The 23,115-nt window shown below is 68.3% G+C and carries 12 protein-coding genes and 1 pseudogene; 4 read left to right on the top strand and 9 right to left on the bottom strand.

Annotated elements, in window-relative coordinates:
• Positions 1 to 134 precede the first annotated feature (134 nt).
• The 6 genes from AC3A4T_RS13135 to AC3A4T_RS13160 form a co-directional block, all read right to left on the bottom strand.
• Positions 135 to 1,421 (bottom strand): c-type cytochrome, encoded by a 1,287-nt coding sequence (locus AC3A4T_RS13135; RefSeq protein ID WP_487675795.1) that lies wholly within the window; start codon positions 1,419 to 1,421, stop codon positions 135 to 137.
• Positions 1,418 to 2,005 carry a (2Fe-2S)-binding protein gene (locus AC3A4T_RS13140; RefSeq protein ID WP_487675796.1) on the bottom strand — a complete coding sequence of 196 codons (588 nt, stop codon included), beginning with the start codon at positions 2,003 to 2,005 and terminating at the stop codon, positions 1,418 to 1,420. The genes AC3A4T_RS13135 and AC3A4T_RS13140 overlap by 4 nt, the downstream gene beginning before the upstream one ends.
• Positions 2,002 to 4,890: a xanthine dehydrogenase family protein molybdopterin-binding subunit gene (locus AC3A4T_RS13145; protein ID WP_487675797.1), complete on the bottom strand. Its 2,889-nt coding sequence runs from the start codon at positions 4,888 to 4,890 to the stop codon at positions 2,002 to 2,004. Before AC3A4T_RS13145 ends, AC3A4T_RS13140 begins: the two co-directional genes overlap by 4 nt.
• Positions 4,891 to 5,127: 237 nt before the next feature.
• Positions 5,128 to 5,874, bottom strand: a complete 747-nt coding sequence (locus AC3A4T_RS13150; protein ID WP_487675798.1) for an alpha/beta fold hydrolase — start codon at positions 5,872 to 5,874, stop codon at positions 5,128 to 5,130.
• The gene (locus AC3A4T_RS13155; RefSeq protein ID WP_487675799.1) at positions 5,871 to 6,536 is read right to left on the bottom strand and encodes a hypothetical protein; all 666 of its coding nucleotides are present in this window, start codon (positions 6,534 to 6,536) and stop codon (positions 5,871 to 5,873) included. The genes AC3A4T_RS13150 and AC3A4T_RS13155 overlap by 4 nt, the downstream gene beginning before the upstream one ends.
• A gap of 4 nt (positions 6,537 to 6,540) precedes the next feature.
• Positions 6,541 to 7,944, bottom strand: a complete 1,404-nt coding sequence (locus AC3A4T_RS13160) for an L-serine ammonia-lyase (RefSeq protein ID WP_215497685.1) — start codon at positions 7,942 to 7,944, stop codon at positions 6,541 to 6,543.
• Positions 7,945 to 8,147: 203 nt separating this feature from the next.
• On the opposite strand from AC3A4T_RS13160, the gene AC3A4T_RS13165 reads away from it, so the two are divergent.
• Positions 8,148 to 8,384: a glutaredoxin family protein gene (locus tag AC3A4T_RS13165; RefSeq protein ID WP_487675956.1), complete on the top strand. Its 237-nt coding sequence runs from the start codon at positions 8,148 to 8,150 to the stop codon at positions 8,382 to 8,384.
• Positions 8,385 to 9,470: 1,086 nt separating this feature from the next.
• Here AC3A4T_RS13165 and AC3A4T_RS13170 read toward each other — a convergent pair.
• From AC3A4T_RS13170 to AC3A4T_RS13180, 3 genes and pseudogenes are all read right to left on the bottom strand, one after another.
• Complete coding sequence (locus AC3A4T_RS13170) at positions 9,471 to 10,022, bottom strand: YceI family protein (protein WP_487675800.1); 552 nt, start codon at positions 10,020 to 10,022, stop codon at positions 9,471 to 9,473.
• Between the two features lie 85 nt (positions 10,023 to 10,107).
• Positions 10,108 to 10,650 (bottom strand): annotated as a pseudogene (locus AC3A4T_RS13175) (cytochrome b); the annotation flags it as partial.
• Positions 10,647 to 11,396, bottom strand: coding sequence for a YceI family protein (locus AC3A4T_RS13180; RefSeq protein WP_487675801.1), 750 nt, complete (start codon positions 11,394 to 11,396; stop codon positions 10,647 to 10,649). The gene AC3A4T_RS13180 and the pseudogene AC3A4T_RS13175, both read right to left, overlap by 4 nt.
• 362 nt (positions 11,397 to 11,758) lie before the next feature.
• Between AC3A4T_RS13180 and AC3A4T_RS13185 the strand changes: the two genes are divergently transcribed.
• From AC3A4T_RS13185 to AC3A4T_RS13195, 3 genes are all read left to right on the top strand, one after another.
• Positions 11,759 to 15,364 (top strand): hybrid sensor histidine kinase/response regulator, encoded by a 3,606-nt coding sequence (locus tag AC3A4T_RS13185; protein ID WP_487675802.1) that lies wholly within the window; start codon positions 11,759 to 11,761, stop codon positions 15,362 to 15,364.
• 330 nt (positions 15,365 to 15,694) lie between these two features.
• Positions 15,695 to 19,261 carry a hybrid sensor histidine kinase/response regulator gene (locus AC3A4T_RS13190; protein WP_487675803.1) on the top strand — a complete coding sequence of 1,189 codons (3,567 nt, stop codon included), beginning with the start codon at positions 15,695 to 15,697 and terminating at the stop codon, positions 19,259 to 19,261.
• 75 nt (positions 19,262 to 19,336) lie between these two features.
• Entirely contained in the window at positions 19,337 to 23,014 is a 3,678-nt protein-coding gene (locus tag AC3A4T_RS13195; protein ID WP_487675804.1) for an ATP-binding protein, read from the top strand.
• Positions 23,015 to 23,115 lie beyond the last annotated feature (101 nt).

Consider the following 23,115-nt stretch of genomic DNA (forward strand, 5'->3'; position numbering starts at 1 on the left):
GTTGGCCTGTTCTAATCAGCCTGTTCCAATCGGCTAGCTCGAATCGGGCGTGCGCCAGCCGCCCCATTCCAGCGACCTGTTCGAACCGGCCGGTGCCAACCGGCCTGAACCGGTCCGGGCCAGCGCAATCGCCCTCAATGCGCCTGGCCGCCCGACTCGCGCAGCTCGCGCACCTGTCTCGCAGCCACCGCGCCGGTCTGCCCGCCATAACGACCGCGCAGCCACTGCGCCAGTTCGGCGACCTGGGCATCGTCTAGCTGATCGGCGAAACCGGGCATGTCCTGCATGCGTTCCAGTCCGGGCAGATCGTGTTCGGGCAGGCCGTCGAGGATCGCGACGATCAGATTGTGCGGATCGGCGTCGCGCAGGCCGCTGTTGCCGAGCAGGGCCGGCGCCACATGCGGCACCCCGGCGCCGTCGCGGCCGTGGCAGCCGGCGCACAGCGCGTAATAGCGTTGCCGCGCCGGCGAGGCGTCGTCGCCGGCCGCGAGCTTCGGGATGGCCGCGGGCGGCGGCGGTGTGTCGCCGCTGAGATAAACCGTCAGCGCATCGAGATCGTCGCCGCGCAGCCGGCTGCTCGACAGATTCACCACCTTGAGCATTTCGTCCGACGCCACCGCATGCGGGCCGATGCCGGTCGCCAGATAAGCGCGCAGGCCGGCGCGATCCCAGCCGCGCGCGGCCAGCGCCTGTGGCGTCAGCGCGGGCGCGGCGAAACGGCCGAGTGCGTTGTTGCCGGCCAGCGGACGATCGCGATCGACTTGTCCGAGCATTCCGCGCGGGCTGTGGCATTCGCCGCAGTGGCCGAGCGTTTCGACGAGGTACTCGCCGCGTTTCCACGCCGCCGACTGGCCCTGCGATGCGGGCTTGGCGGCGTCCCCGGCGAACAGCCAGTTCCAGGCATGGATGCCGGTGCGGATATTGAACGGGAAGCCCACACCGTTCTTGCGGTTCTCCTGCTTCACCGCCGGACGCGTCATCAGATAGGCGTAGATCGCGTCGCTGTCCTCGCGGGTGATCGTCTTGTACGACACGTACGGCATCGCCGGATACAGCTGATGGCCGTCGCGCGCTTCGCCGCGGGTGATCGCGTGGAAGAAGTCGTCGGCGCTGTAGCGGCCGATGCCGGTTTCAGCGTCGGGCGTGATGTTGGTGCCGTGGATGACGCCGAACGGCGAGGCGAGCGGCACGCCGCCGGCGAACGGCGCGCCGCCGGCGGCGGTGTGGCAGGCGGCGCAGTCGGCCGCGGCGGCCAGGTAGTTGCCGCGTTCGATCTGGGCGGGCGTGGTTTGCACTTGCACGGCGGGGCCGCGGTGGTACCAACGCGTGATCAGCCAGTCCACCAGCAACCACACCAGCGCGATCAGCGCCAGCCAGAACAGCAAGCGCAGGATCGAACGTTTCCAGCGGCGTCGGCTCATGGCGCCTTCTCCGCATCGCCGCGCTTGGCCGCACGATCGCTGACCAGCCCCGGCGTTTCCAGCACCAACTGCTTCACCGCCTGGTAATAGCGCACGTAACCGGTGCAACGGCACAAATGCGGATTGAGCGCCTCGGTGATCGTGTCCTCGACCTCGGCCGTCGCGATCGGACGTTTGGCCAGGCGTTCCAACAGCACCGTGGTCGCGTTGACGAACCCCGGTGTGCAATACCCGCACTGGAAGCTGAAGTGATCGAGAAACGCCTGCTGCACCGGCGACAGTTCGACGATCCGGCCGCTGTCGTCGCGCTTGGCGTGGCCTTCGACGGTGCGGATGCGCTTGCCGTTGAAGTAATGCGCGCCGGTGATGCAACTGCGCACTTCGCGCGGGCCTTGCTCGTCGTCGACGATCACCGTGCAGGCGCGGCACACGCCCTGGCCGCAACCGAAGCGGGTGCCGGTCAGGCCGAGGTATTCATGCAGCACGTCGACCAGCATCATGTCCTCGGGCACGTCGGCCGGGGCTTGCGCGCGGCCATTGATGTGCAAGGTCAGCGGAAGGGTGCGGATGCTCGGGCTGCTCATGCGCGCGCCTCCTGGTCGGGTTCGGTCATGGACGTGGCTTGCGGCGGCTGTGTTTTCGACGCTTCGGCCTGGGCAAAGGCGGCGAGGATCTTGTCCGGGGTGATCGGCAGTTCGCGCAGGCGCAACCCGGTCGCGTGCGCGATCGCGTTGGCGATCGCCGGCACGATCGGGATCATCACCACTTCGGCCATGCCCTTGGGCGCGTCGGTCGGCGACAGCGGAGGCAGCACTTCGCCGCTCTGTTGCCATACCGCGACATCGCGCGCGCGCGGCAGGGTGTAGCGGTTGAAATTCCAGGTGCCGTCGCCGGGACCGCCTTCGTACAGCGGCAGGAATTCGTGCAGCGCATGGCCGATGCCCATCGCCACGCCGCCCTGCAACTGGCTCGACACCAGTTCGGGCACGATCTGGTTGCCGCATTCGAGAATCGAATGGTGATTGAGCAAGTCGACATGCCCCGTGGCGGTGTCGACCGCGACCTCGGCGATCGTGCCGATCGCGCTGTAGTAGACGACGCCGGCGTTGTTGCGCTGCACCGGCGGATAGAACACCCGCGTACGTTCGACGATGCGGTAACCGTTCGCGGTCGGCGTGCCCGGCCCGTCGGCGCTGCCGTCGCCCCAGCGCAAGGCGAGGCCGTCGAGCGGCAGGCGCGGATCGTCGCGCAGCGGAAACTCGGCTTCGGTCCATTGCCAGCGATTGAAGTAATGCACGACCGCGCCGGTGGCGAGGCCGAGTTCGTAGGCCTTGGCCGCGAGTTGCTGCAGGCTCAAGGGCTGCAGTCCGGCCGCGCTGAGTTTGCCTTCGACCCAGCGCGCGTCCTCGCGCCGCGCCACCAGCGGCGCCAGCTGGCCGCCGCCGAAGCCCTGGCTCCACAGCGCCTGCGCCGCCGGCCACAGGCCCTGAGTGAACAGCAGACGCGCGGCTTCGCGGCTGCCGTGACTGAAGAAATAGGCCGAATTGCTGGCGCTGCTCGGGCTGGCGTAGTTCGGCGTCCAGCGCGGATTGCCGACGTGCGCGTCCTGGGTGGCCTGCGACATCAGCCACGGGTCGTCGGTGGCGAACATCGGCAATTCCGACCATTGGGTTTCGCCGGTCAGCACCTCGTCGGCCGGCCGGCCGAGCCATTGCGCGCAGACCGCGGCCTGGCTGGTGGCCATGCCGGTGCCCATCTCGATGCCGGTGTGGCGCAGCGCGATGCGGCCGTCGCGGCTGAGCGCGACCTCGGCGAACGCGGACTCGCCGCCGGTGCCGTAATCCTTCTGCACGCAACCGAAGCCCACGCCGTAACGCTTGCCCGGATGCGCGGCGTCGTACTCGGCCTTGCGCTTCGCGCGCTGCGTCCACAGCGGATGCTCGCGCGATTTCTTCAGCACTTCGTCGGCCCGCTGCAGCCCGGCGGGGATCGCGCCCTGGGTGTTCTTCATCCCGGTCGCGAACACGTTGCGCAGGCGCAGTTCGATCGGATCGAGCTTGAGCTCGGCGGCGATCTCGTCGATCAGCATCTCGGTCGCGCCCATGCTCTGCAAGGTGCCGTAGCCGCGCGCGGAACCGGCGTCGAGCGCGCGCGAGGCGATCACGGTGCTGCTGAGGTCGCTGCGCGGGAAGTAGTAGATCGACTGCGCCGCGGTCGCCGCGACCAGGCACACCGACGGCGAGAAATTCATCCGCCCGCCGCCGTCGCCGAGCATGCGCCCCTGAAACACTTCGAAGCGGCCGCTGGCGCGATCGAGCTTGAGCCGATAGTGCATGCGGAAGCTGTGGCGCTTGAGGCTGGACTGGAACTGCTCGTAGCGATCGTTGGCCAAGCGCACCGGTCGACCGTTTCCATACAACGCCGCCATCAGCACCACGAACGGGAACGCGTTGTGATCCTTGGAGCCGTAGCCGACCGTGTAGCACGGATGCAGCACCAGCCGTTTCACTCCGAAGCGGCTCGCGGCGAGCATCGGTGGGCCCAGTTCGGCGATCTCGTTCGGCGACTGGGTGGCGCTGACCAGATGCACGGTGCCGGTTTCGGCGTCGAACCAGCCGTTGCCGTTGTCCAGCTCCATCGCCGCGGTGTCGATCGATTGCGAGAAATACTCGCGTTCGAACACCAGCTTGCCGTCGCCGGGACGATCGAGTTCGGCCGCCATCGCGTCGGCATGCGCCACGCCCTGCGCGTCGAGCTTGCCGGCGGCATCGCCGGTCACCCATTGCGGGTTGTGCTTCTTGTAGCCGCTGGGGAACAGCACGGTGTCCTTGTAGCTCGAGTACGCGTCGTCGTCGAACGCGCTGGCGCCGCCGACCCGCACATAGCGGAACGTGGCCCACGGGTCGCGTTCGAGCGGCCCGGTCTGCGCGCCCCAACGGATCAGCTCGTCGCGGAACTTGAGCCGGCTCTTGGCGGCGCGGAAGCGGGCGAAATCGTTCCAGATCAGCAGCGCCACCGCCTGGCCAAGGTAGGCCGGGGTCTTGCCTTCGGGCAGCAGCAGGTCCTCGCCGTAGAAGGGCGGAAACGCGACTCCGTCGCGGGCCAGGTCGGCGGCGGTGACGGTGCGGTCGGGCTGCAGGTCGGCCGGCAGCGAGGACAGGTCGAAGCCTTGATAGACCCGGTCGGCCTGGGTCACGCGCAGCAGCATCGCGTGGGCCTGTTCGCGCGGCCATCCAGGCAGGTCGTGCGAACGCATGTCGTAGCTGAAGAGTTTTTCGCCGGTGACCTTGGCGGTGGCGTCGGTGCGGTAGCGGATGCGGCCGGTGGCCGGGTCCCAGGGCATCGGCCGCAGGCGTTCTTTTTCGAACAAGGCCGCGAGCGCGGCGCTGCCGGGGGCGGCGACGTAGACCGTAATGCCGGCGACCACGCTGCATTTGAGGAAGTCGCGACGGCTCAAGCGGGCTGGCATGGGCGGGTGGCTCCGGCTGGCTCTGCCCGATAGTAGGCCCATGTGGCCTGGGAAAACACGGTGAAATTCGCGGCTGGCGGAGGCGGTGTGGTCTGGCGGTGCCGGCGTTGGTCGCGCAGGGCGAGGCGGATGGTTTTAGGGGCGTGGGTTTAGCCGCACGATGTTGTCCCGATCGCATCGCATCCGCGTCGCGCCTGATCGGAAAGCGACGGGACCAAGCTCCCCACCCACACAAGATTACGGGGCGTGAGCGGCCGGGGTGGCTGGCGACGACGGCAAGGCCTCGTCGCACCATTGCCGTATCGCGCGCGCGGCCTGTTCGGGGCAGGCCTGCAGGATGAAATGCGGCGCATCGATGTCCACGCATCGCACCTGCGGCTGCGTATGCTGGATCGCCGACAGACTGTCGGGTCCGACCAACCGGTCGCGGGTCGCGCGCAGGTACAGTAGCGGCAGATCGATCTCGCCCAGCGCGGCGGTCGCGTCGACCGTGCGCACCGCATCGAGCCGATGCGCGAGCACCGCCGGCCGCACCGCATCCAATGTCGCCTCAATGCGCGCGCGCCATCGCGCGTCCGACCAACGGCCGAGCATCATTTGCGCGATCAGCGGGACGGGAACGCGCGACACCGGCAGTTTCGTCGCCCAGCGCGGCAACATCGCGGCGGACCAGGGCGACCACGGCGGTCGGGGTGAACGCGCGAACGACGCGCACAGCGCCAATCCGGCCAGGTTCGGCGGCCGTTGCGCGGCCAGCGCGATCGCTATCGGGCCGGAGAAGGATTCGCCGAGCAACAGATAGGGCCGGTCGGCCGGCAATTGCGGTTGCACGAATGCCGCGAGCTCGGCGTAACCCAGCGCGCGATCGCACGGATAGGCGATGACCTGGGTGTCGAAGCGCGGCGCCATCGCGGCGATGAAGTCGTCCAGCAAGGCGCCGGTGCCGTCCATGCCGGGCAGCACCAGGCAGCGCATCGCGGTCATGACGCGCGCGGCGCGTCCAGTTTCGCCGCCAGACGATCCAATGCCTTGAGCATCATCGATCGGTGCCGCGCGAGTTTCATCCAGGTCGGCAGCCGCGCGACCATGGTCTTGTTGCCGGCCGTGCGGTATCGCTCGCGCTGGTCGGCGGCGATGTAGCGCCTGAGCTCATCGATGTGTTCGGCGTTGTAGACCCACAACAGGCCGGCGCGGGTGCGTTCGATCAAGCGCAGCGGCAGGCCGAAATGCGGGTCGTGACCTTCGTTGTCGTGTTTGCGGCTGGCCGAGAGCGCGACCTCGCTGCTGTGTTTGCAGATCGGGCAACGCACCGCGACCGTGTCGGGGTGCGGGGTCCGCCGCGATTCGATAAGTGCGACCGGGGCTGTGCCGAAGCCGCGTTGGATCTGATTCACGCGCAGCCACTGATGGCCGCAATAGCCGCAGGGACGACGGCCGGTCAGGTGCACCTGGCCCAACCAGTCATTGCGTTCGCTGCGTGCGTCAAGCTGGCAATGCGTACACAGGAAGGCGGTCGTCCATTGCCGGTCCGCCCAGCTGGCGCGTACGACGCCGGCCTGACCGCAGCGCGGGCACACGACTTCGACGCGCTCGGCGAACGATGTCAGCCACTTGCCGGCATCTCGATGGCGCAGCGGTCCGTTCACCGCATCAGCACTCGATGACGTTGACCGCCAGGCCGCCGCGCGAGGTTTCCTTGTACTTGTCCTGCATGTCGCGGCCGGTGTCGCGCATGGTCTTGATCACCTTGTCCAGGCTGACCTTGTGCTTGCCGTCGCCGCGCATCGCCATGCGATAGGCGTTGATCGCCTTGACCGCGCCCATCGCGTTGCGCTCAATGCACGGGATCTGCACGAGACCGCCGATCGGATCGCAGGTCAGGCCGAGGTTGTGTTCCATGCCGATTTCGGCAGCGTTCTCGATCTGGCTGGTGGTGCCGCCGAGCGCGGCGACCAGGCCGGCGGCGGCCATCGAACAGGCCACGCCGACTTCGCCCTGGCAGCCGACTTCGGCGCCGCTGATCGAGGCGTTTTCCTTGTACAGGATGCCGACCGCGGCCGCGGTCAGCAGGAAGTTGCGCACGCCCTGCAGGTTGGCGCCGGGGCAGAAGCGATCATAGTAATGCAGCACCGAGGGAATGATGCCGGCCGCGCCGTTGGTCGGCGCGGTGACCACGCGGCCGCCGGCGGCGTTTTCCTCGTTGACCGCGAGCGCGTACAGATTGACCCAGTCGAGCACGGTCAGCGGATCGCGCATCGCCGCCTCGGGCTTGGTCGACAATTCGGCGAACAAGGCCGGCGCGCGCCGCGACACGTGCAGGCCGCCGGGCAGGGTGCCGGTCTGGCGGATGCCGCGCGCGACGCAGGCCTGCATCGCGTTCCAGATTTCGTCCAGGCCGGCGTTGATCTGCTCATCGGTGCGCCACACGCGCTCGTTGGCCATCATCATCTCGGCGATGGTCAGGCCGCTGCTTGCGGCCTGCGCGAGCAACTGGTCGCCGGAGTGAAACGGATAGGGCTGATCGGTGGTGTCGGCGACGATGCGGTCTTCGGCCGCTTCGTCCTGGTTGACCACGAAGCCGCCGCCGACCGAGTAGTAGTCGCGGGTGGCGATCACGTTGCCGTCGGCGTCGAACGCGGTGAAGCGCATGCCGTTGGTGTGGAACGGCAGTTTCTGCCGCTTGTTCATGATCAGGTCGTGCTTCTCGTCGAAGCCGATCTCGTGACGGCCGAACAGGTTGATCCGCTTGCTCTTGCGGATGCGTTCGAGCGCGGCCGGGATGATGTCGGGGTCGATCTGGTTCGGCCAATGGCCTTCCAGGCCCATCAGCACGGCTTTGTCGGTGCCGTGGCCGCGCCCGGTCAGGGCCAGCGAGCCGAACACCTCGGCGCGCACGCGCGCGGTGCGGGCGAGGTCGGCGCCGGGTTCGCCGCTGCCGTTGCCTTCGATCAGCCAGCGCTCGATGAAGCGCGCGGCGGCGCGCATCGGGCCGACGGTGTGCGAGGAACTCGGGCCGATGCCGATCTTGAACAGGTCGAAACTGCTGACTGCCACGGGCTTGCTGCTCCAACGAAGGGGGTCGGGCGTTGCTGGCGTGCCGCGCGGACCGGCGCACTGGTCGGGCCGCGGGGTGTTGAGCGGCGTATTCTACGCGCGCCCTGCCGCGGCGAGTGCCGCGCTGTTCACGCGCGTGGTATCGACCGTGGCAGGTTTTCCCGCCATACCGCAGCGAATTGACGATGAGCCCAAGCCGGACTGTGCTGACTTTGTTCCAACGCGACGATTGCCATCTATGCGACCTGGCGCTGGCGGTGTTGGCGCAGGCGCGTGCATCGGAGTTCGACAGTGTGTTCATCGACGACGATGAGGCGCTGGAGGCGCGCTATGGCGAGCGCGTGCCGGTGTTGCGCGACGAGGGGCGTGGGGTGGAACTGGATTGGCCGTTCGATGCGGGGCGGGTGGTTGATTGGTTGGGCGCGGCTGGGCGGGAGTGAGGGTTGCTGCGGATGCGGCGGGTAGGAGCGGCGTAAGCCGCGATTGCGTGATCACAGCGACCTCGCAGTTCGCGTCGTAGCTGCGCTCCCACGGTCGCGGCTCACGCCGCTCCTACAGGTAGGCCATGTGGCTCTCACCTGAAGTCAGATTTCATTGCCAGCGCTGCGAAGCCACTGGCTTGCGATAACAAAAGCACACCCGGAGGGCGGCGCACATGGATGTGCGCCGTGCACCACCGAGACAGGATGTCTCGTGTGGTGCATGCCCGCGAACGCACCGCACGCGCGGGCACTTGATCCATAAAAAAGCGTTTTTCTTTGGTTACCTTTCTTTTGTCGCTTTTGACAAAAGAAAGTAACTCGGCCGCTCGCGGACGAAAGCTGCTGATCTTGTTTTTGGCTTGAAGATTTTGAAGCTTCAAAACTTTGGAGCTTCAAAGCCTGAAGCAAGATCAAAAGCTTCCGCCACTAAAGCGGCGGGTCACTTTCTTTTGTCAAAAGCGACAAAAGAAAGGTAACCAAAGAAAAACGCTTTTTTTGGATCAAAGGCCCGCGAGTGCGGTGCATACGCGGGCACGCGCCACACGGGACATCCATGTCCCGGTGGCGCGCGACGCGCATCCATGCGCGTCGCCCTCCGGGTGTGCTTTTGCTCTCGCGAATTAGTTGGTTCGCAGCGCTGGATGGACTGCGCGGCTTCAGGCCCAAGCCTAAGGTGCATGGCCTACCTGTAGGAGCGGTGCGAGCCGCGACATCGCTCGATCAGGTCGCGAAGAACATCGCGATCGGAACGAAAAGCGTCGGGGCTTGAGCCCCTCCCACAAAGACTTCGTGCTCAAGGCGATCGACAAGGCGCCAAGCGGCCGCGTTGCGATTGAAGATGCCACGTTGCGGTGGGGAAGAGGCGCGTTGCAACCTCAAACGTGGGGTTGCGGTCGGTGAACCATGACGCGTCATCAACCCATCAAGCATCGCGGTAATGTCGCATCACGACGCCATTGCGATACCGGCGCGTCGCCGCGCGAATAAAACACCGGTGGATGTTCCACCCACGGCGCGCCATTGCGGCGCGCCGCGTCGATGCGCTTACTTCGCCGGCGCGAACACGACCTTCGTGCTTACCGCCACTTCGTTGGGAATGATCGACGTGTCGGCCCAGTCGCCGCCGCCGACGCCGAAGTCCAGGCGCTTGACCGTGGCCTTGCCGGTCAGCACCGGTTTGTCGCCGGCGGTCCAGGTGAAGTTCAAGGTCACCGGCTTGGTCGCGCCGCGCAGGTTCAGGCTGCCGTCGGCGGCGTAGTTGTTGCCGCCCAGGCTGCGGAACTTGGTCGCGGTGAAACGCGCCTGCGCGAACTTGGCGATGTTGAAGAAATCCGCGCCCTTGAGGGTGTCGTCGCGCTCGGCGTTCTTGCTGTTGGTGCCGGCCAGCGGGATCACCACGTCGAGCTTGGAGGTGTCCAGACGCGCCGGGTCGAAGCTCAGGCGCGCGGTGAAACCGGGGAACGTGCCGGCGAATACTTCGCCCTGGTACTTGGTGGCGAAGGTCAAGGTCGAGCCGGTCTGCTGCACGTAGTCGGCGGCGAACGCGGGCGCGGCGGCGAACAGGGCCGCGGCCAGGGCGAGGGATTTAATCTGCATCGAGGGTCTCCGAGGTGGAGGAGGGGGAGGAACCGGGAGGAAGGGCGTCGAGGGTCGAATCGCGTTCGGCCCGGCGGCCGCGCGGGCCTCGCGGCAGCATCCGGGTCAAGGTGTCGTCGTTCTGGAACAGGTGGTGATAGAACGCAGCGCCGGCGTGCGCGACGACCAGCGCCAGCAGCAGCCAGAAACCGTATTCGTGGACTTGATGGCTGAGCTGCGCGAGCTCTTCGCCGCGCGGCGCGATCTTAGGCAGGTTGAACAGGCCGAAGTACTGCAGCGGATAGCCCGAGGACGAATTGAACACCCAGCCGGAAATCGGCAGGGCGAACATCAGGACATACAAGGCCCAGTGGGTGAGCGAGGCGATGCGTTCCTGCCAGTGCGGGGTGCCTTCGACCGGCTTGGGCGCGCCGGCGTAGAGCCGCCACAGCAGGCGCAGCACGACCAGGGTCAGCAGGGTCAGGCCGAGCGATTTGTGCAGGGCGTAGATCTTGATCTTCGACGGCCCGTTGCTCATGTCGGTCATGACCAGGCCGATCACGGCGATGGTCGCGATCAGCAGCACGACCAGCCAATGCAGCAACTGGCTGACGGCGCCCCATCGGTCGGCGGTGTTTTTCAGAGTCATCGGCTGGGCTCCGGTTGGGGCTTGGCTGCGCCGGGGTCGGCGGGTTGGGGCGTGCTGGGTTGATCCTGCGCGGGTGGAGTATCCGCGGGCGATGTGTCGGCCGCGTCGTCCGCGGGTCCGGCACCGGCCGCGGCCGGTGCAGCGCCGACGTATCTGTCGCGCACCGCTTCGGCTTCGATGCGCAGTTCGACGTCGTCGCCGATCACCGATTTCCATGCGTCGATGCCGAATTGCGCGCGGCTCAGGCGCGCGCTCGCGGAAAAGCCGGCGGTGCGGTGGAACGGCGGCAGCGGATGGCGCTTGAGCTGGTTGAGCTTCACGTCCATGCACAGCGGCTTGGTCACGCCGTGCAGGGTCAGTTGGCCGCAGACCTGGGCGCGGTCGGGGTCGCCGGCGACCGGTTCGGTGCGTTCGGACACGAAACGCGCGAGCGGGTAGCGCTTGCCGTCGAGCAGGTTGGCCGCGAGCGTGGCCTTGTTCCATTTCGCGTCGCCCATCTCGAGCCGGGTCAGCGGCACCTGCACGTCCAATTGCGCGCTGCGCCAGTCGTCGCGATCGAAGCGCAGGGTGCCGGCGCTGCCGGACACGGTGCCGATCGCTTGCGAGAAACCGGCGTGGGAAATGGCGAACATCACCCGGGTGTGCACCGGGTCGAAGCCGTAGGTCTCCAGCTCCGCGGCGGCGGCCGCCGACGGCAGGGCCGCGAGCACGGTCAGGGCGATGGCGCGGCGGTGGATGGCGGACATGGCGGCTCCTGCAAGGTCCGGGGATTCTAGGCACAGCCGGGTAAGGTCGTGTCGAGTCGTGCGCAACGATCCGTTTCGGACGGCCGGTCCAGGCTTGATCGACCGACCGCTCGACGGCTCGATCGTCCGGGCAATCGACGGGCCAATCGACAGGCCGTCTCAGCATGGACTCCGGCCACGGCCGGCGCGGCACCGAAAATACGTATTTGCTTCGCGCGGCCCGATCGTCGAGCCTAATGCCTGGGGACATGGACTGCGCGCGCCCGGCAAAACTGTCAGGCGGGCGTCAGTGCGGGGTCAGGTCACTGTCAGGATAGAGTCATCGGCCGCCAGGACGGCGCGTCGGGGGAGAAGGAAGCCGGATGCTGCGATCGCTGTTATGCGCCTGCCTGGGCCTGTGCGCCGCCTTCGCGGCCGGCGCCGCCGTGCCCGAAGCGCCGCGCGCGCGCATCATCGGCGTGGCCGACGGGTTGCCGTCGAGCAAGGTCAACGGCATGGCCTTCGACCATGCCGGCTATCTGTGGCTGGCCACGACCGACGGCCTGGCGCGCTACGACGGCATCGGCATGAAGGTGTGGCGGCACACGCCCGGCGATCCGGGTTCGCTGCCCGGCAACGACCTGACCCTGGTCACGGTCGACGATCGCGACCGCATCTGGGTGTCGGCCGAGGGTCGCGGCCTGAGCATGATGGACGCGCGCCGCGCCGGCTTCGTGCATTACCGCCGCGCCGAGCAGCCGCGGATCGGCAGCGACGACACCTTCGCCGTGGCCAGCCGCGACGGCGAGGTCTGGTTCGGCACCTACGGCGGCGGCCTGCACCGGCTCGATCGCGACGGCCGCATCCACCGCTACATGCCCAAGGACGGCGATCCGCACAGCCTGCCGTCGCCGACAGTGCTGTCGCTGAGCTTCGACGACCACGGCGATCTGTGGATCGGCACCTTCAAGGGCCTGGCGCGCTGGACCGGCAACGATTTCGAACGCATCGCCGTGCCCGGCCCGGACCCGACCCCGTGGGTGATGTCGGTCACCCCGGTCGGCGATCAGCTGTGGGTCGGCGCCAAGACCGGCCTGTACCGGCGCGAGCGCGACGGCCGCTGGACCGATCCGGACTATTCGGTGATGTTCGGCAATCTCAACGCGGTGCTGACCCTGGCGCCGGACCGCGACGGCAATTTCTGGCTCGGCACCCAGCGCAGCATCTGGCGCGCGGCGCCAGGCGCGGTGCCGCTGCCGGTCGCGTTGGGGCCGGCGCGTCCGGCGCGACCGGTGCAGCAGATCGTCGGTCAGGACGATGGCTCGTTCTGGTTCCCGCTGGCCGGGGTCGGGGTGGGTTATCTGCGTTCGGACTGGCGCCGCATCGCCCAGTACTCGCGCGAACGCGGCACCTTGTCGAGCGAGCTGTACACCGCGGTGACGCCGTCCTCGCGCGGCGGTTTCTGGCTGATCGGCGCGCGCGGCGAGATCGAGCGGCTGGGCCTGGACGGCGTGGTCGAACCGGTCACCGACGGCCCGCACGATGCGATGGGCAAGGGCGGCATTCCGAATGCCGCGGTCGAGGACCGCCAGGGCCGATTATGGATCGCGACCAGCCGCAATAATCTGGTGCGGATCGATCCGTCGGGGATCTGGCGCGACTGGACCGTCGACACGCCCGAACCGGTGCTCGGCGGCGAGCCCGACCGGATGGTGATCGCGCCCGACGGCACCCTGTGGATTTCCTATCTCACCGAAGGCCTGCAACAACGCGACACCGACAGCGGTCAGGTGCTGGCTTCGATCCTGGTCGGCACCCAGCAGGGCATCGGCAGCGGCGATCTGGATTCGATGGCGTTCGCGCCCGACGGCGTACTGTGGATCGCCTCCGGCCAGGGCCTGCTGCGCCGCGACGCGGCCCGCAACGTCATGCGTCCGGTGCCCGGGCTGCCGGTCGACCGGGTGTTCGGTTTCGTGTTCGAAAGCGCGTCCAGCCTGTGGTTGCAGCGCTTGAACGGGCTGGAACATTACACGCTCGACAGCGGCGGCCGCTGGCGGCTGGAATCGCGCGCCGGGGTCGAGGACGGCATTCCCGCGGTCGAAGGCACCGGCCTGTTCCGCGATCGCGGCGGCAAGATCTGGTTGCCGACCTCGCGCGGCCTGTTCCGTTGGGACCCGCTGCGCCGCCAGTTGCGCCGCTTTGGTGTGCAGGACGGCATGAGCAGCCAGGAATTCCTGCGCCGCACTTCGGTGTTGACCCGCGACGGCGTGCTGGCCGCGTCGTTGTCGGACGGCAGCGTGGTGTTGATCGACACCGCCTTGCCCGATCCGCCGCCGCGTCAGCCGCGCCTGCAATGGCATCAGCTCGACGTGCGCCGGCATGGGCGCTGGGTGCCGCTGCCGTTGCAGAACCCGGCGCGCGCGTCGGGTTCCGAGCGCGCCTCGCGTTACGAATCGATGCCGTCGCTGGCGCCGGACGATCGCGAGATGCGCGTGCAGATGCGCCTGCTGTCGTTCGACGATCCGCAGGGCAATCGCTATTACACCCGCCTGGACGGTTACGACAACGACTGGGTCTCGGTTGGCGAAACCGGCGAGCGCGTGTTCGCCGGCCTGCCGTCGGGCAACTACCTGCTGCATGCGCGCGCGGTCGACGCCAACGGCAATGTCGCCGAAGAACGTACGTTGGAATTCAACGTGCGCCCGCCGTGGTGGCGCACGCCGCCGGCGTTGGCGGCGTTGATCGGATTGATCGCGTTGGCGGTGTGGTCGGGCGCGGCGGCGTGGCGTCGCAGGCTCAAGCGGCGCTTGTCGTGGCAACGCGCCGAGCACGAGCGCGAAGTGGCCAAGCAGGCGTCGTTGGCGAAGACGCGCTTTCTGGCGACGCTCGGGCATGAGGTGCGCACGCCGATGACGGGTGTGCTGGGGATGAGCGAGTTGTTGCTCGACACGCAACTGGATGAAAAACAGCGCGGCTATACGCAATCGATCAGACGCGCTGGCGAACATCTGTTGCGGTTGGTCAACGACGCGCTGGATCTGGCGCGGATCGAGTCGGGCAAGCTGGAACTCGCCGACGAAGCCTTCGATCTGCGCGCGCTGGTCGATCAGGCCGCCGAGTTGATGCGGCCGCTGGCGCAGCAGCGCGGCTTGAGCTTCGAGGTGAAGGTCGCCGCGAGCGCGCCGCAGGGCCTGCGCGGCGATCCGAGCCGGGTCTGCCAGGTGCTGATGAACCTGATCGGCAACGCGATCAAGTTCACCGAGGTCGGGCGGGTCGGGCTGGTGGTCGAAGCGCTGTCGCCGCAAGGCGTGCGTTTCGAAGTCGCCGACACCGGGCCGGGCTTGAACGAAGAACAGAAGGCGCGACTGTTTCGCCGCTTCGAACAGGCCGAGGGCGCGCGCACCGCGGCGCGTTACGGCGGCAGCGGGCTGGGCTTGGCGATCTGCCAGGAACTGGCCGCGGCGATGGAAGGACAGATCGCGGTGTACAGCGAGCCGGGGCAGGGGGCGCGGTTCGTGTTCGATCTGCCTTTGGCTGAAGTAGATCCGCCGCGGGTGGTTGCGGGTTCAACGCCGGAGCCTTCCTTGCGTGGCTTGCAGGTGGGGCCGTTGGCTTTGCTTTTGGTCGAAGACGATCCCACCGTGGCCGAGGTGATCGCCGGCCTGTTGCGCGTTCAGGGCCATCGGGTGACTCATGTCGCCAACGGTCTGGCGGCGCTGGCCGAAGTGGCGACCGCGAATTTCGATCTGGCCTTGCTCGATCTGGATTTGCCCGGCATCAACGGCCTGGACCTTGCGCGCCAGTTCCGCGCACAAGGTTTCGCCCAGCCGCTGATCGCGGTGACCGCGCGCGCCGATGCCGATGCCGAACCGCAGGCCAGCGCGGCCGGATTCGACCGCTTCCTGCGCAAACCGGTGACCGGCGCGATGCTGGCCGATGCCTTGCGCGCGGTGTTGCAACCGGCCGCGGAACCGGCGGTCGGCGACTAAGCCACCGCCGCGATTCGATCGCTGGGCGATGCAGCGGACCTAGCGCGTGTAGGGCATGAGCCCGACGCGTTTGCTTCGCTTCGCCCGATCGCTTCGAGTGCGTCGCAATTGGAGCCGCTGCAGGCGACCCGACGACAACGATGCGCTGCCTCAACGCAACCGCTTCGGCGCAGAACCGTGACGTCGCGCGTCTTTACCCATGATTCGACATGGATCCACGCCCCGCCCCGTGGCCCTGCGCGGTCGCGCGCTTGCGCCCGACCGGGGCCGTTGCGACGATAGCGCACCGGCCTTACCGGGAGAGAATCGCTCGCGGTCCAGGAGGAGTCCGTGTTGGGACGTAATCTGTGTCTGCTCCTGCTGTTGTTGTTCGGCGCTCAGTTCGCCATGCAGGCGCAGGCCCGCCTTCCGGAAACCCCGCGCTTCCGCCGCTTCGGCCAGGAACAGGGGCTGCCCAAGTCGGTGCTGGCGATGGAACTCGACCAACAGGGCTATCTGTGGATCGCCACCGAGGACGGCCTGGCCCGCTACGACGGCGTCGCGTTCAGCACCTGGCGCCACACCATCGGCCTGTCCGGCTCGTTGCCGGACAACATGCTCGAAGACCTCTACATCGACGGGCGCGACCGGATCTGGGTCGCCAGCCGCGACGGCCTGGCCTGGCTCGGCAGCGATCGCAAGGAATTCGTCCGCGTCGCGTTCGGCGGCGCCGATGCCTCGTGCAGCGACGATGTGTCCTACCTGACCGGCACCCCCGACGGCGCGATCTGGACCGCGACCTACGCCGGCCACATGTGCCGCATTGCCCCCGATGGTCGCAGCGTGCAGCGCTTCGTGCCCGGCGTCGGCGCCGGCGCGCGCCTGCCGCCCGGGCCGATCACCGCCTTGCTCGCCGATGCGCGCGGCCGCTTGCTGGTCGGCACCTTGCACGGCTTGACCCGCTTCGATAACGGCCGCTTCGGCCCGGTCGGCCGCGACGAAACCGCCGGCGTGCGCATCGGCGAGTTGTCGCAGGATGCCGACGGCGCGGTCTGGGTCGGCAGCCAGCGCGGCCTGTTCCGGCTCGACGCCAACGACCGCCTGACCCCGGCGCCGTGGCAGCTGGGCGAGGAAGCGGCCAACGCGATCGTGATCGGCGACCTGACCGGCGGCCGCTGGATCGGCACCACCGCCGGCCTGTACCGGGTCGACGCCGACAACAACGTGCGGCTGTTGCAGGACGATGCCGGCGACGGGCTGTGGGACCGCCGCAGCGGCCTGATGCAGATGCTGCGCGACAACGAAGGCGGGATCTGGTTCGTCACCTATTCGCAAGGCTTGGTGTATCTGCCGCCGGACTGGAATCGGTTCGCGTCGATCACTTCGGTCGGCAGCAGTCAGATCGACCGGCTTGATGCGCGCGACATCGCGCCCGACGGCGACGGCGGCTTCTGGCTGCTGACCGCGACCGATCTGTACCGGCTGCGGCGCGGCAGCGGCGAACTCGAAACCGTCGCCGACAGCCGCGGCCTCGGGCTGAAGTGGATGCACACGCTGTTCCTGCGTCCCGACGGCACGCTGTGGATCGGCCATTCCACCGGCCTGAGCCTGTTCGATCCGGCCACCCGCCAGGCGCGGGCGTGGCCGTTCGCCGCCTCGTCGAACGCTGCTTCGCAGGACCTCGGCGCGACCGTGTGGTTTCTGCACGAGTTGCCCGACGGCGGCCTGTGGCTGTGGTTCTCCGACGGCACCGTGCATCGCTACCGCGTCGACGGTACCGAACTGCCGCCGGGCGAGGCCGAACGCGTGCTCGCGAGCAGCGGTTTCGTGACCGGCGCCGGCACCTTCGTGCAAGGCCCCGACGGCCAGCCCTGGTTCGCGGGCATCGCCGGACTCAAGCGCTGGGACGGCCAGCGGTTCGTCGCCGTCGCCGGCGGCGATATCGACGATATCCAGGTGATGAGCTTCGCCGGTCCGCAGCGCCTGTGGCTGGCGCGCAAGGGCGCGCTGGAGGCCTACCGCTGGCAGGACGGCCGGCTGCGGCCGGAACTGCGCATCGACAACAACGCCGGCTATCCCGACACCAATGTCTCGGGCCTGCTGGTCAGTCGCAACGGCACGGTCTGGGCGACCACCGCGCGCGGTCTGCTGATGATGTCGCCCGACGCCAAGCGGCTGCGCCTGTTCGGCCTGGGCGACGGCATTCCCAATGTCGAACTGACCCGCACCTCGCCGCATCGCGGCGCCGACGGCGTGGCCGCGGCGCTGTCGCTGGACGGGCTGGTGCTGTTCGACCTGGACACGCCGTTTCCGGCCGCGCGGCCGCCGCGCCTGACCCTGGAAAGCCTCAGCGCGCGACGCGAGGAGGACGAATGGTCGCTGCCGGTCGATCGCGGCAGCATCCAGCTGGAATCCGACGATCGCGATCTGCGCGTGGTCGCGCGGCTGATGTCGTTCCTGGATCCGCGTTCGCACGTGTATCGCTTCAAGCTGGAGGGCTACGACCCGGACTGGATCGAACAGCGCGCCAACGGCGAGCGGGTGTTCTCGCGCCTGGAACCGGGCGACTACCGCCTGCTGGTCAAGGCCGCGGGCGCCGACGGCATCTGGTCCGAACCGGTCGGATTTTCGCTGCACGTCAAGCCGCCGTGGTGGCGCGCGACCTGGGCGCAGATCGTGTTCGCGTTGATCGCGCTGGCGTTGCTGGCGATCGGCGCGATCGCCTATCGCCGCCGCCTGGGCCGGCGCAGCGACTGGCAGCTGGCCGTGCACAAGCGCGAAGTCGCCGAGCAGGCCTCGGAGGCGAAGACCCGATTCCTGGCCACGCTGGGGCATGAGGTGCGCACGCCGATGACCGGCGTGTTGGGGATGAGCGAGTTGTTGCTCGATACCGACCTGGATGAGCAGCAGCGCAGCTACACGCAATCGATCAGACGCGCTGGCGAACACCTGTTGCGGTTGGTCAACGACGCGCTGGATCTTGCCCGGATCGAGTCGGGCAAGCTGCAACTCGAAGACCGTGCGTTCGACCTGCGCGCGATGGTCGAGGAAGCCGCCGAGCTGATGAAGCCGCTCGCGCGCCAGCGCGGGCTGGAATTCCGCATCGACATCGCCGACAGCGCGCCGCAGGGCCTGCGCGGCGATCCGAGCCGGGTCCGCCAGATCCTGATGAACCTGCTCGGCAACGCGATCAAGTTCACCGAGCAAGGCACGGTAAGCCTGCGCGTGGAGGCGCTGGCGCCGCAGGGCGTGCGCTTCGAAGTCGCCGACACCGGACCGGGGTTGAACGAAGAACAGAAAGCGCGTTTGTTCCGTCGCTTCGAGCAGGCCGAGGGCGCGCGCACCGCGGCGCGTTACGGCGGCAGCGGGTTGGGTCTGGCGATCTGTCAGGAACTGGCCGCGGCGATGGATGGGCAGGTCGCGGTGGTCAGCGAGGCGGGGCAGGGGGCGCGGTTTGTTTTGGATTTGCCGTTGTTGGAGGTGGAGGTGCCGCGGGTGGCTTTAGCTTCAACGCCGGAGCCTTCCTTGCGTGGCTTTCAGGTGGGCGCGCTGGCTTTGCTTTTGGTCGAAGACGACGCCACCGTCGCCGAAGTCATCGGCGGCCTGCTGCGCGCGCAAGGGCATCGGGTCAGTCACGTGCCTAACGGCTTGGCCGCGCTGGCCGAGCTCGCGACCGCGCGTTTCGATCTGGCCTTGCTCGATCTGGACCTGCCCGGCATCAACGGCCTGGATCTGGCCCGCCAGTTCCGTGCCCAGGGCTTCACCCGCCCGCTGATCGCGGTGACCGCGCGCGCCGATGCCGAGGCCGAACCGCAGGCGCAGGCCGCCGGCTTCGGTGTATTCCTGCGCAAGCCGGTGACCGGGGCGATGCTGGCCGAGGCGATCACCACGGTGCTTGCGCGCGCGGACGGCGATTGAATGATTGCACTGGGTTGCATGCCGCATGGACGCGTCGAACCGCAAAGGAAAGCCCCCAACACGCGACCGGCATCGGTGCGCCCGCGTGGCCTGCGCTGGGCGTGGCTGTTGCTGGTCGCGCTCGCGTCGGTGTTCGCCTCGGTGTCCGCGCCGGTGTTCGCCGGTCTGCCGGAAACGCCGCGCCCGCGCCAGCTGACCGTCGCCGACGGCCTGCCGTCGAACACCATCAGCCGCATCGCCGAGGACCGCTTCGGCTATCTGTGGATCGCCACCAGCGAAGGGCTGGCGCGCTACGACGGTATTTCCTATCAAGTCTGGCGGCGCGAACAGGGCCTGCGCGACAACTACCTGTGGGCGGTGCATGTCGACGCCCACAACCGGGTCTGGATCGGCACCGGCCAGTCGGGCCTGGCGATGCTCGATACCGACCGCAAGACGTTCCGCTATTACAACCGCGCCAACACCCCGGGCATGGGCGACGACTCGGTCTGGTCGATCGCGTCCACGCCCGACGGCGCGCTGTGGTTCGGCACCCAGCACGGCGGCCTGCATCGCATGGCCAGCGACGGTTCGGTCACCCGCTACATGCCGCGCGAAGGCGACCCGCGCAGCCTGCCCAGCGACGGAATTTCGAATCTCGCCGTCGCCCCCGACGGCAGTCTGTGGATCAGCACCCTGGCCGGCGCGGCGCGCTGGACCGGACGCGATTTCGAACGCGTGCCCGAGCACGCGCTCAGTTCCGATCTGGTCAACACGATCAGTTTCGAAGCCGACGGCACCGCCTGGTTCGGCACCCCGCACGGCGTCGGCGTGCGCCGGCCCGACGGGCGTTTTGAGGCCAAGCCGTGGGCGCAGGTCGCGCCGGGCATGAACGTCCTCGATGTGTTGCGCCGCGATCGCACCGGTCAGTACTGGTTCGATCTGCCGCAAGGCCTCGGCATCGGCACCATCGACGGGGTCAGCGTGGTGCCGTTGTTCAGCACCGCCAGCCAGGGCCTGGTGCGGCCGAGCTGGTCGGGTGCCTACGAAGATCGCGAAGGCGGCCTGTGGTTCGCCAGCAACGGCCACGGCCTGTGGTATCTGCCGCCGAACTGGCGCCAGTTCTCGGTGTTGACCCGGCGCCTGGAGGATCCGACCACCTTGTCGAACGCGCACGTGCGCGGCATCGCGCCGGCGCGCGGCGGCGACATGTGGCTGGTCGGCAGCGGCGGCGTGCTCGACCGGCTCGATCCGGAAAGCGGAAAGATCACCCACGTCGCCAAGGATTTCAGCGGCAACCTCGGCCTGGAACGGGTGCTGCAGGATCGCCACGGCATGGTCTGGGTGACCTATTACGGCGGGCTGGCGCGGATCGACCCGGCCACCGGCGCGCACCGCAACTGGAGCGACAGCGACAGCCGCGATCCCGCGCCCGGCGGCACCAGCGAACTGGTCGAGAGCCAGGGCCTGCTGTGGGTGATCGGCAGCGACGGCGAGCTGCAGGCGCGCGACGCCGACGGCCACGTGGTCGATGCGTTCAAGTTCGGCGAGCGCGGCCTGCCGGAGTACCTGACCCTGGAGCTGGCCGGCAACGGCCTGGACGACGAGCTGTGGATCAACACCTCGCAGGGGCTGTGGCGCTTTAACGGCAACACGCGCCGGTTCGAACGCGTCGCCGGTTCGCCGCAGGTGCAGATCGATGCGTTCGCGCTGGAAGGCCGACAGCGGGTGTGGATCGCGAGCTTCGGCGAACTGACCGCGTACCGCTGGGACGGCCTGCGCCTGCGCCGCGATTTCAGTATCGGCGCGCGCCAGGGCCTGCCGTTGACCGATGCGCGCGGGCTCACCGTCGACAGCGCCGGACGCCTGTGGATGACCACCACGCGCGGTCTGGTGCGGGTCGATCCGCAGGCGCGCTCGGTGCGCGTGTACGGGGTCAAGGACGGCCTGCCGAGCCAGGAATTCGGCGGCAAGCCGGTGCCGCGCCCGGGCGACGGGCGCATTCTGATCGGCAGCCCGGAAGGCTTGATCTTGTTCGATCCGGCGGTGGTGCGTCCGGCCCGCGATGCGCCGCCGCTGGTGATCGAAACCATCGAAGTGCGGCGCGGCAATCAAAGCGTCGCGTTCGCGACCAACGCCGGCGTGGCCGCGAACGCGCCGGCCGACGCCGGCAAGCGCGCGGGCGCCGGCCGCGCCACCGTCGATGCGATCGCCGCGGCGACCGCCGGACGTCGCTCGTCGGTGCCGGCGGTGCGCATCGCCGACGGCGATCGCGATCTGCGCATCGTCGCGCGGCTGCTGTCGTTCAACAACGCGCAGACCAATCGCTATCGTTTTCGTCTGAGCAATTACGACCCGGGCTGGGTCGATGTCGGCGCCAACGGCGAGCGCCTGTTCTCGCAGCTGCCGCCCGGCGATTACCGGCTTGAGATCATGGCCAAGACCGCCGACAACGTGTGGACGCCGGCGCAGGTGATCGACCTGCACGTGGATTCGCCGTGGTGGTGGAGCTGGTGGGCGCTGGCCGGGGTGCTCGCGCTGTGCGCGCTGCTGATGCTGTGGGTGTTGCTGGCGCATCGCAATCGCTTGCAGCGGCGTTTGTCGTGGCAACGCGCCGAACACGAGCGCGAGGTGGCCAAGCAAGCGTCGCTGGCGAAGACGCGGTTCCTCGCCACATTGGGGCATGAGGTGCGTACGCCGATGACGGGTGTGTTGGGGATGAGCGAGTTGTTGCTCGATACCCAACTGGATCAGAAGCAGCGTAGTTACACCCAGTCGATTCGCAGCGCTGGCGAACACCTCTTGCGGTTGGTCAACGACGCGCTGGATCTGGCCCGGATCGAATCGGGCAAGCTGGAGCTGGCCGACGAGCCGTTCGATCTGCGCGCGCTGGTCGACGAGGCCAGCAAGCTGATGGCGCCGCTCGCGCAGCAGCGCCGTCTCGCGTTCGAAGTCATCGTGGCGGCGAACGCGCCGCGCGGGCTGCGCGGCGATTCCAGCCGGGTCTGCCAGGTGCTGATGAACCTGCTCGGCAACGCGATCAAGTTCACCGAGGAAGGCAAGGTCAGTCTGCGGGTCGAGGCGCTGACGCCGCACGGCGTGCGTTTCGAAGTCGCCGACACCGGGCCGGGCTTGAACGAAGAACAGAAAGCGCGATTGTTCCGCCGCTTCGAACAGGCCGAGGGCGCGCGCACCGCGGCGCGTTACGGCGGCAGCGGACTGGGCCTGGCGATCTGCCAGGAACTGGCCGCGGCGATGGAAGGGCACATCAGCGTCCACAGCGAGCCGGGGCAGGGCGCGCGGTTCGTGTTCGATTTGCCTTTGGCTGAAGTAGACCCGCCGCGGGTGGTTGCCGGGTCGACGCCGGAGCCTTCCTTGCGTGGCTTGCAGGCGGGGCCTTTAGCTTTGCTTTTAGTCGAAGACGATCCGACCGTCGCCGAGGTCATCGCCGGGCTGCTGCGCGTGCAGGGCCATCGCGTGACCCACGTCGGCAACGGCCTGGCCGCGCTGGCCGAGGTGGCTACCGCCAACTTCGACATGGCCCTGCTCGATCTCGACCTGCCCGGCATCAACGGACTCGACCTGGCCCGGCAACTGCGCGCGCAAGCCTTCGCCCAGCCGCTGATCGCGGTGACCGCGCGCGCCGATGCCGACGCCGAACCGCAGGCCAGCGCGGCCGGTTTCGACCGGTTCCTGCGCAAGCCGGTGACCGGCGCGCTGCTCGGCGAGGCGATCGATGCGATGCGCCCGAAGCTGGCGCCGCGGCTGGGTTGAGCGCGGTACCGGTGCGGGCGAAGCGCTGTGAGGCGACACCAACTCGCGCCGATCGCCGATAAAAGAAAAGCCGGCGAAACGCCGGCTTTCTTCGTTGCGAC

Source organism: Lysobacter sp. Soil_N_51, from assembly GCF_057655755.1.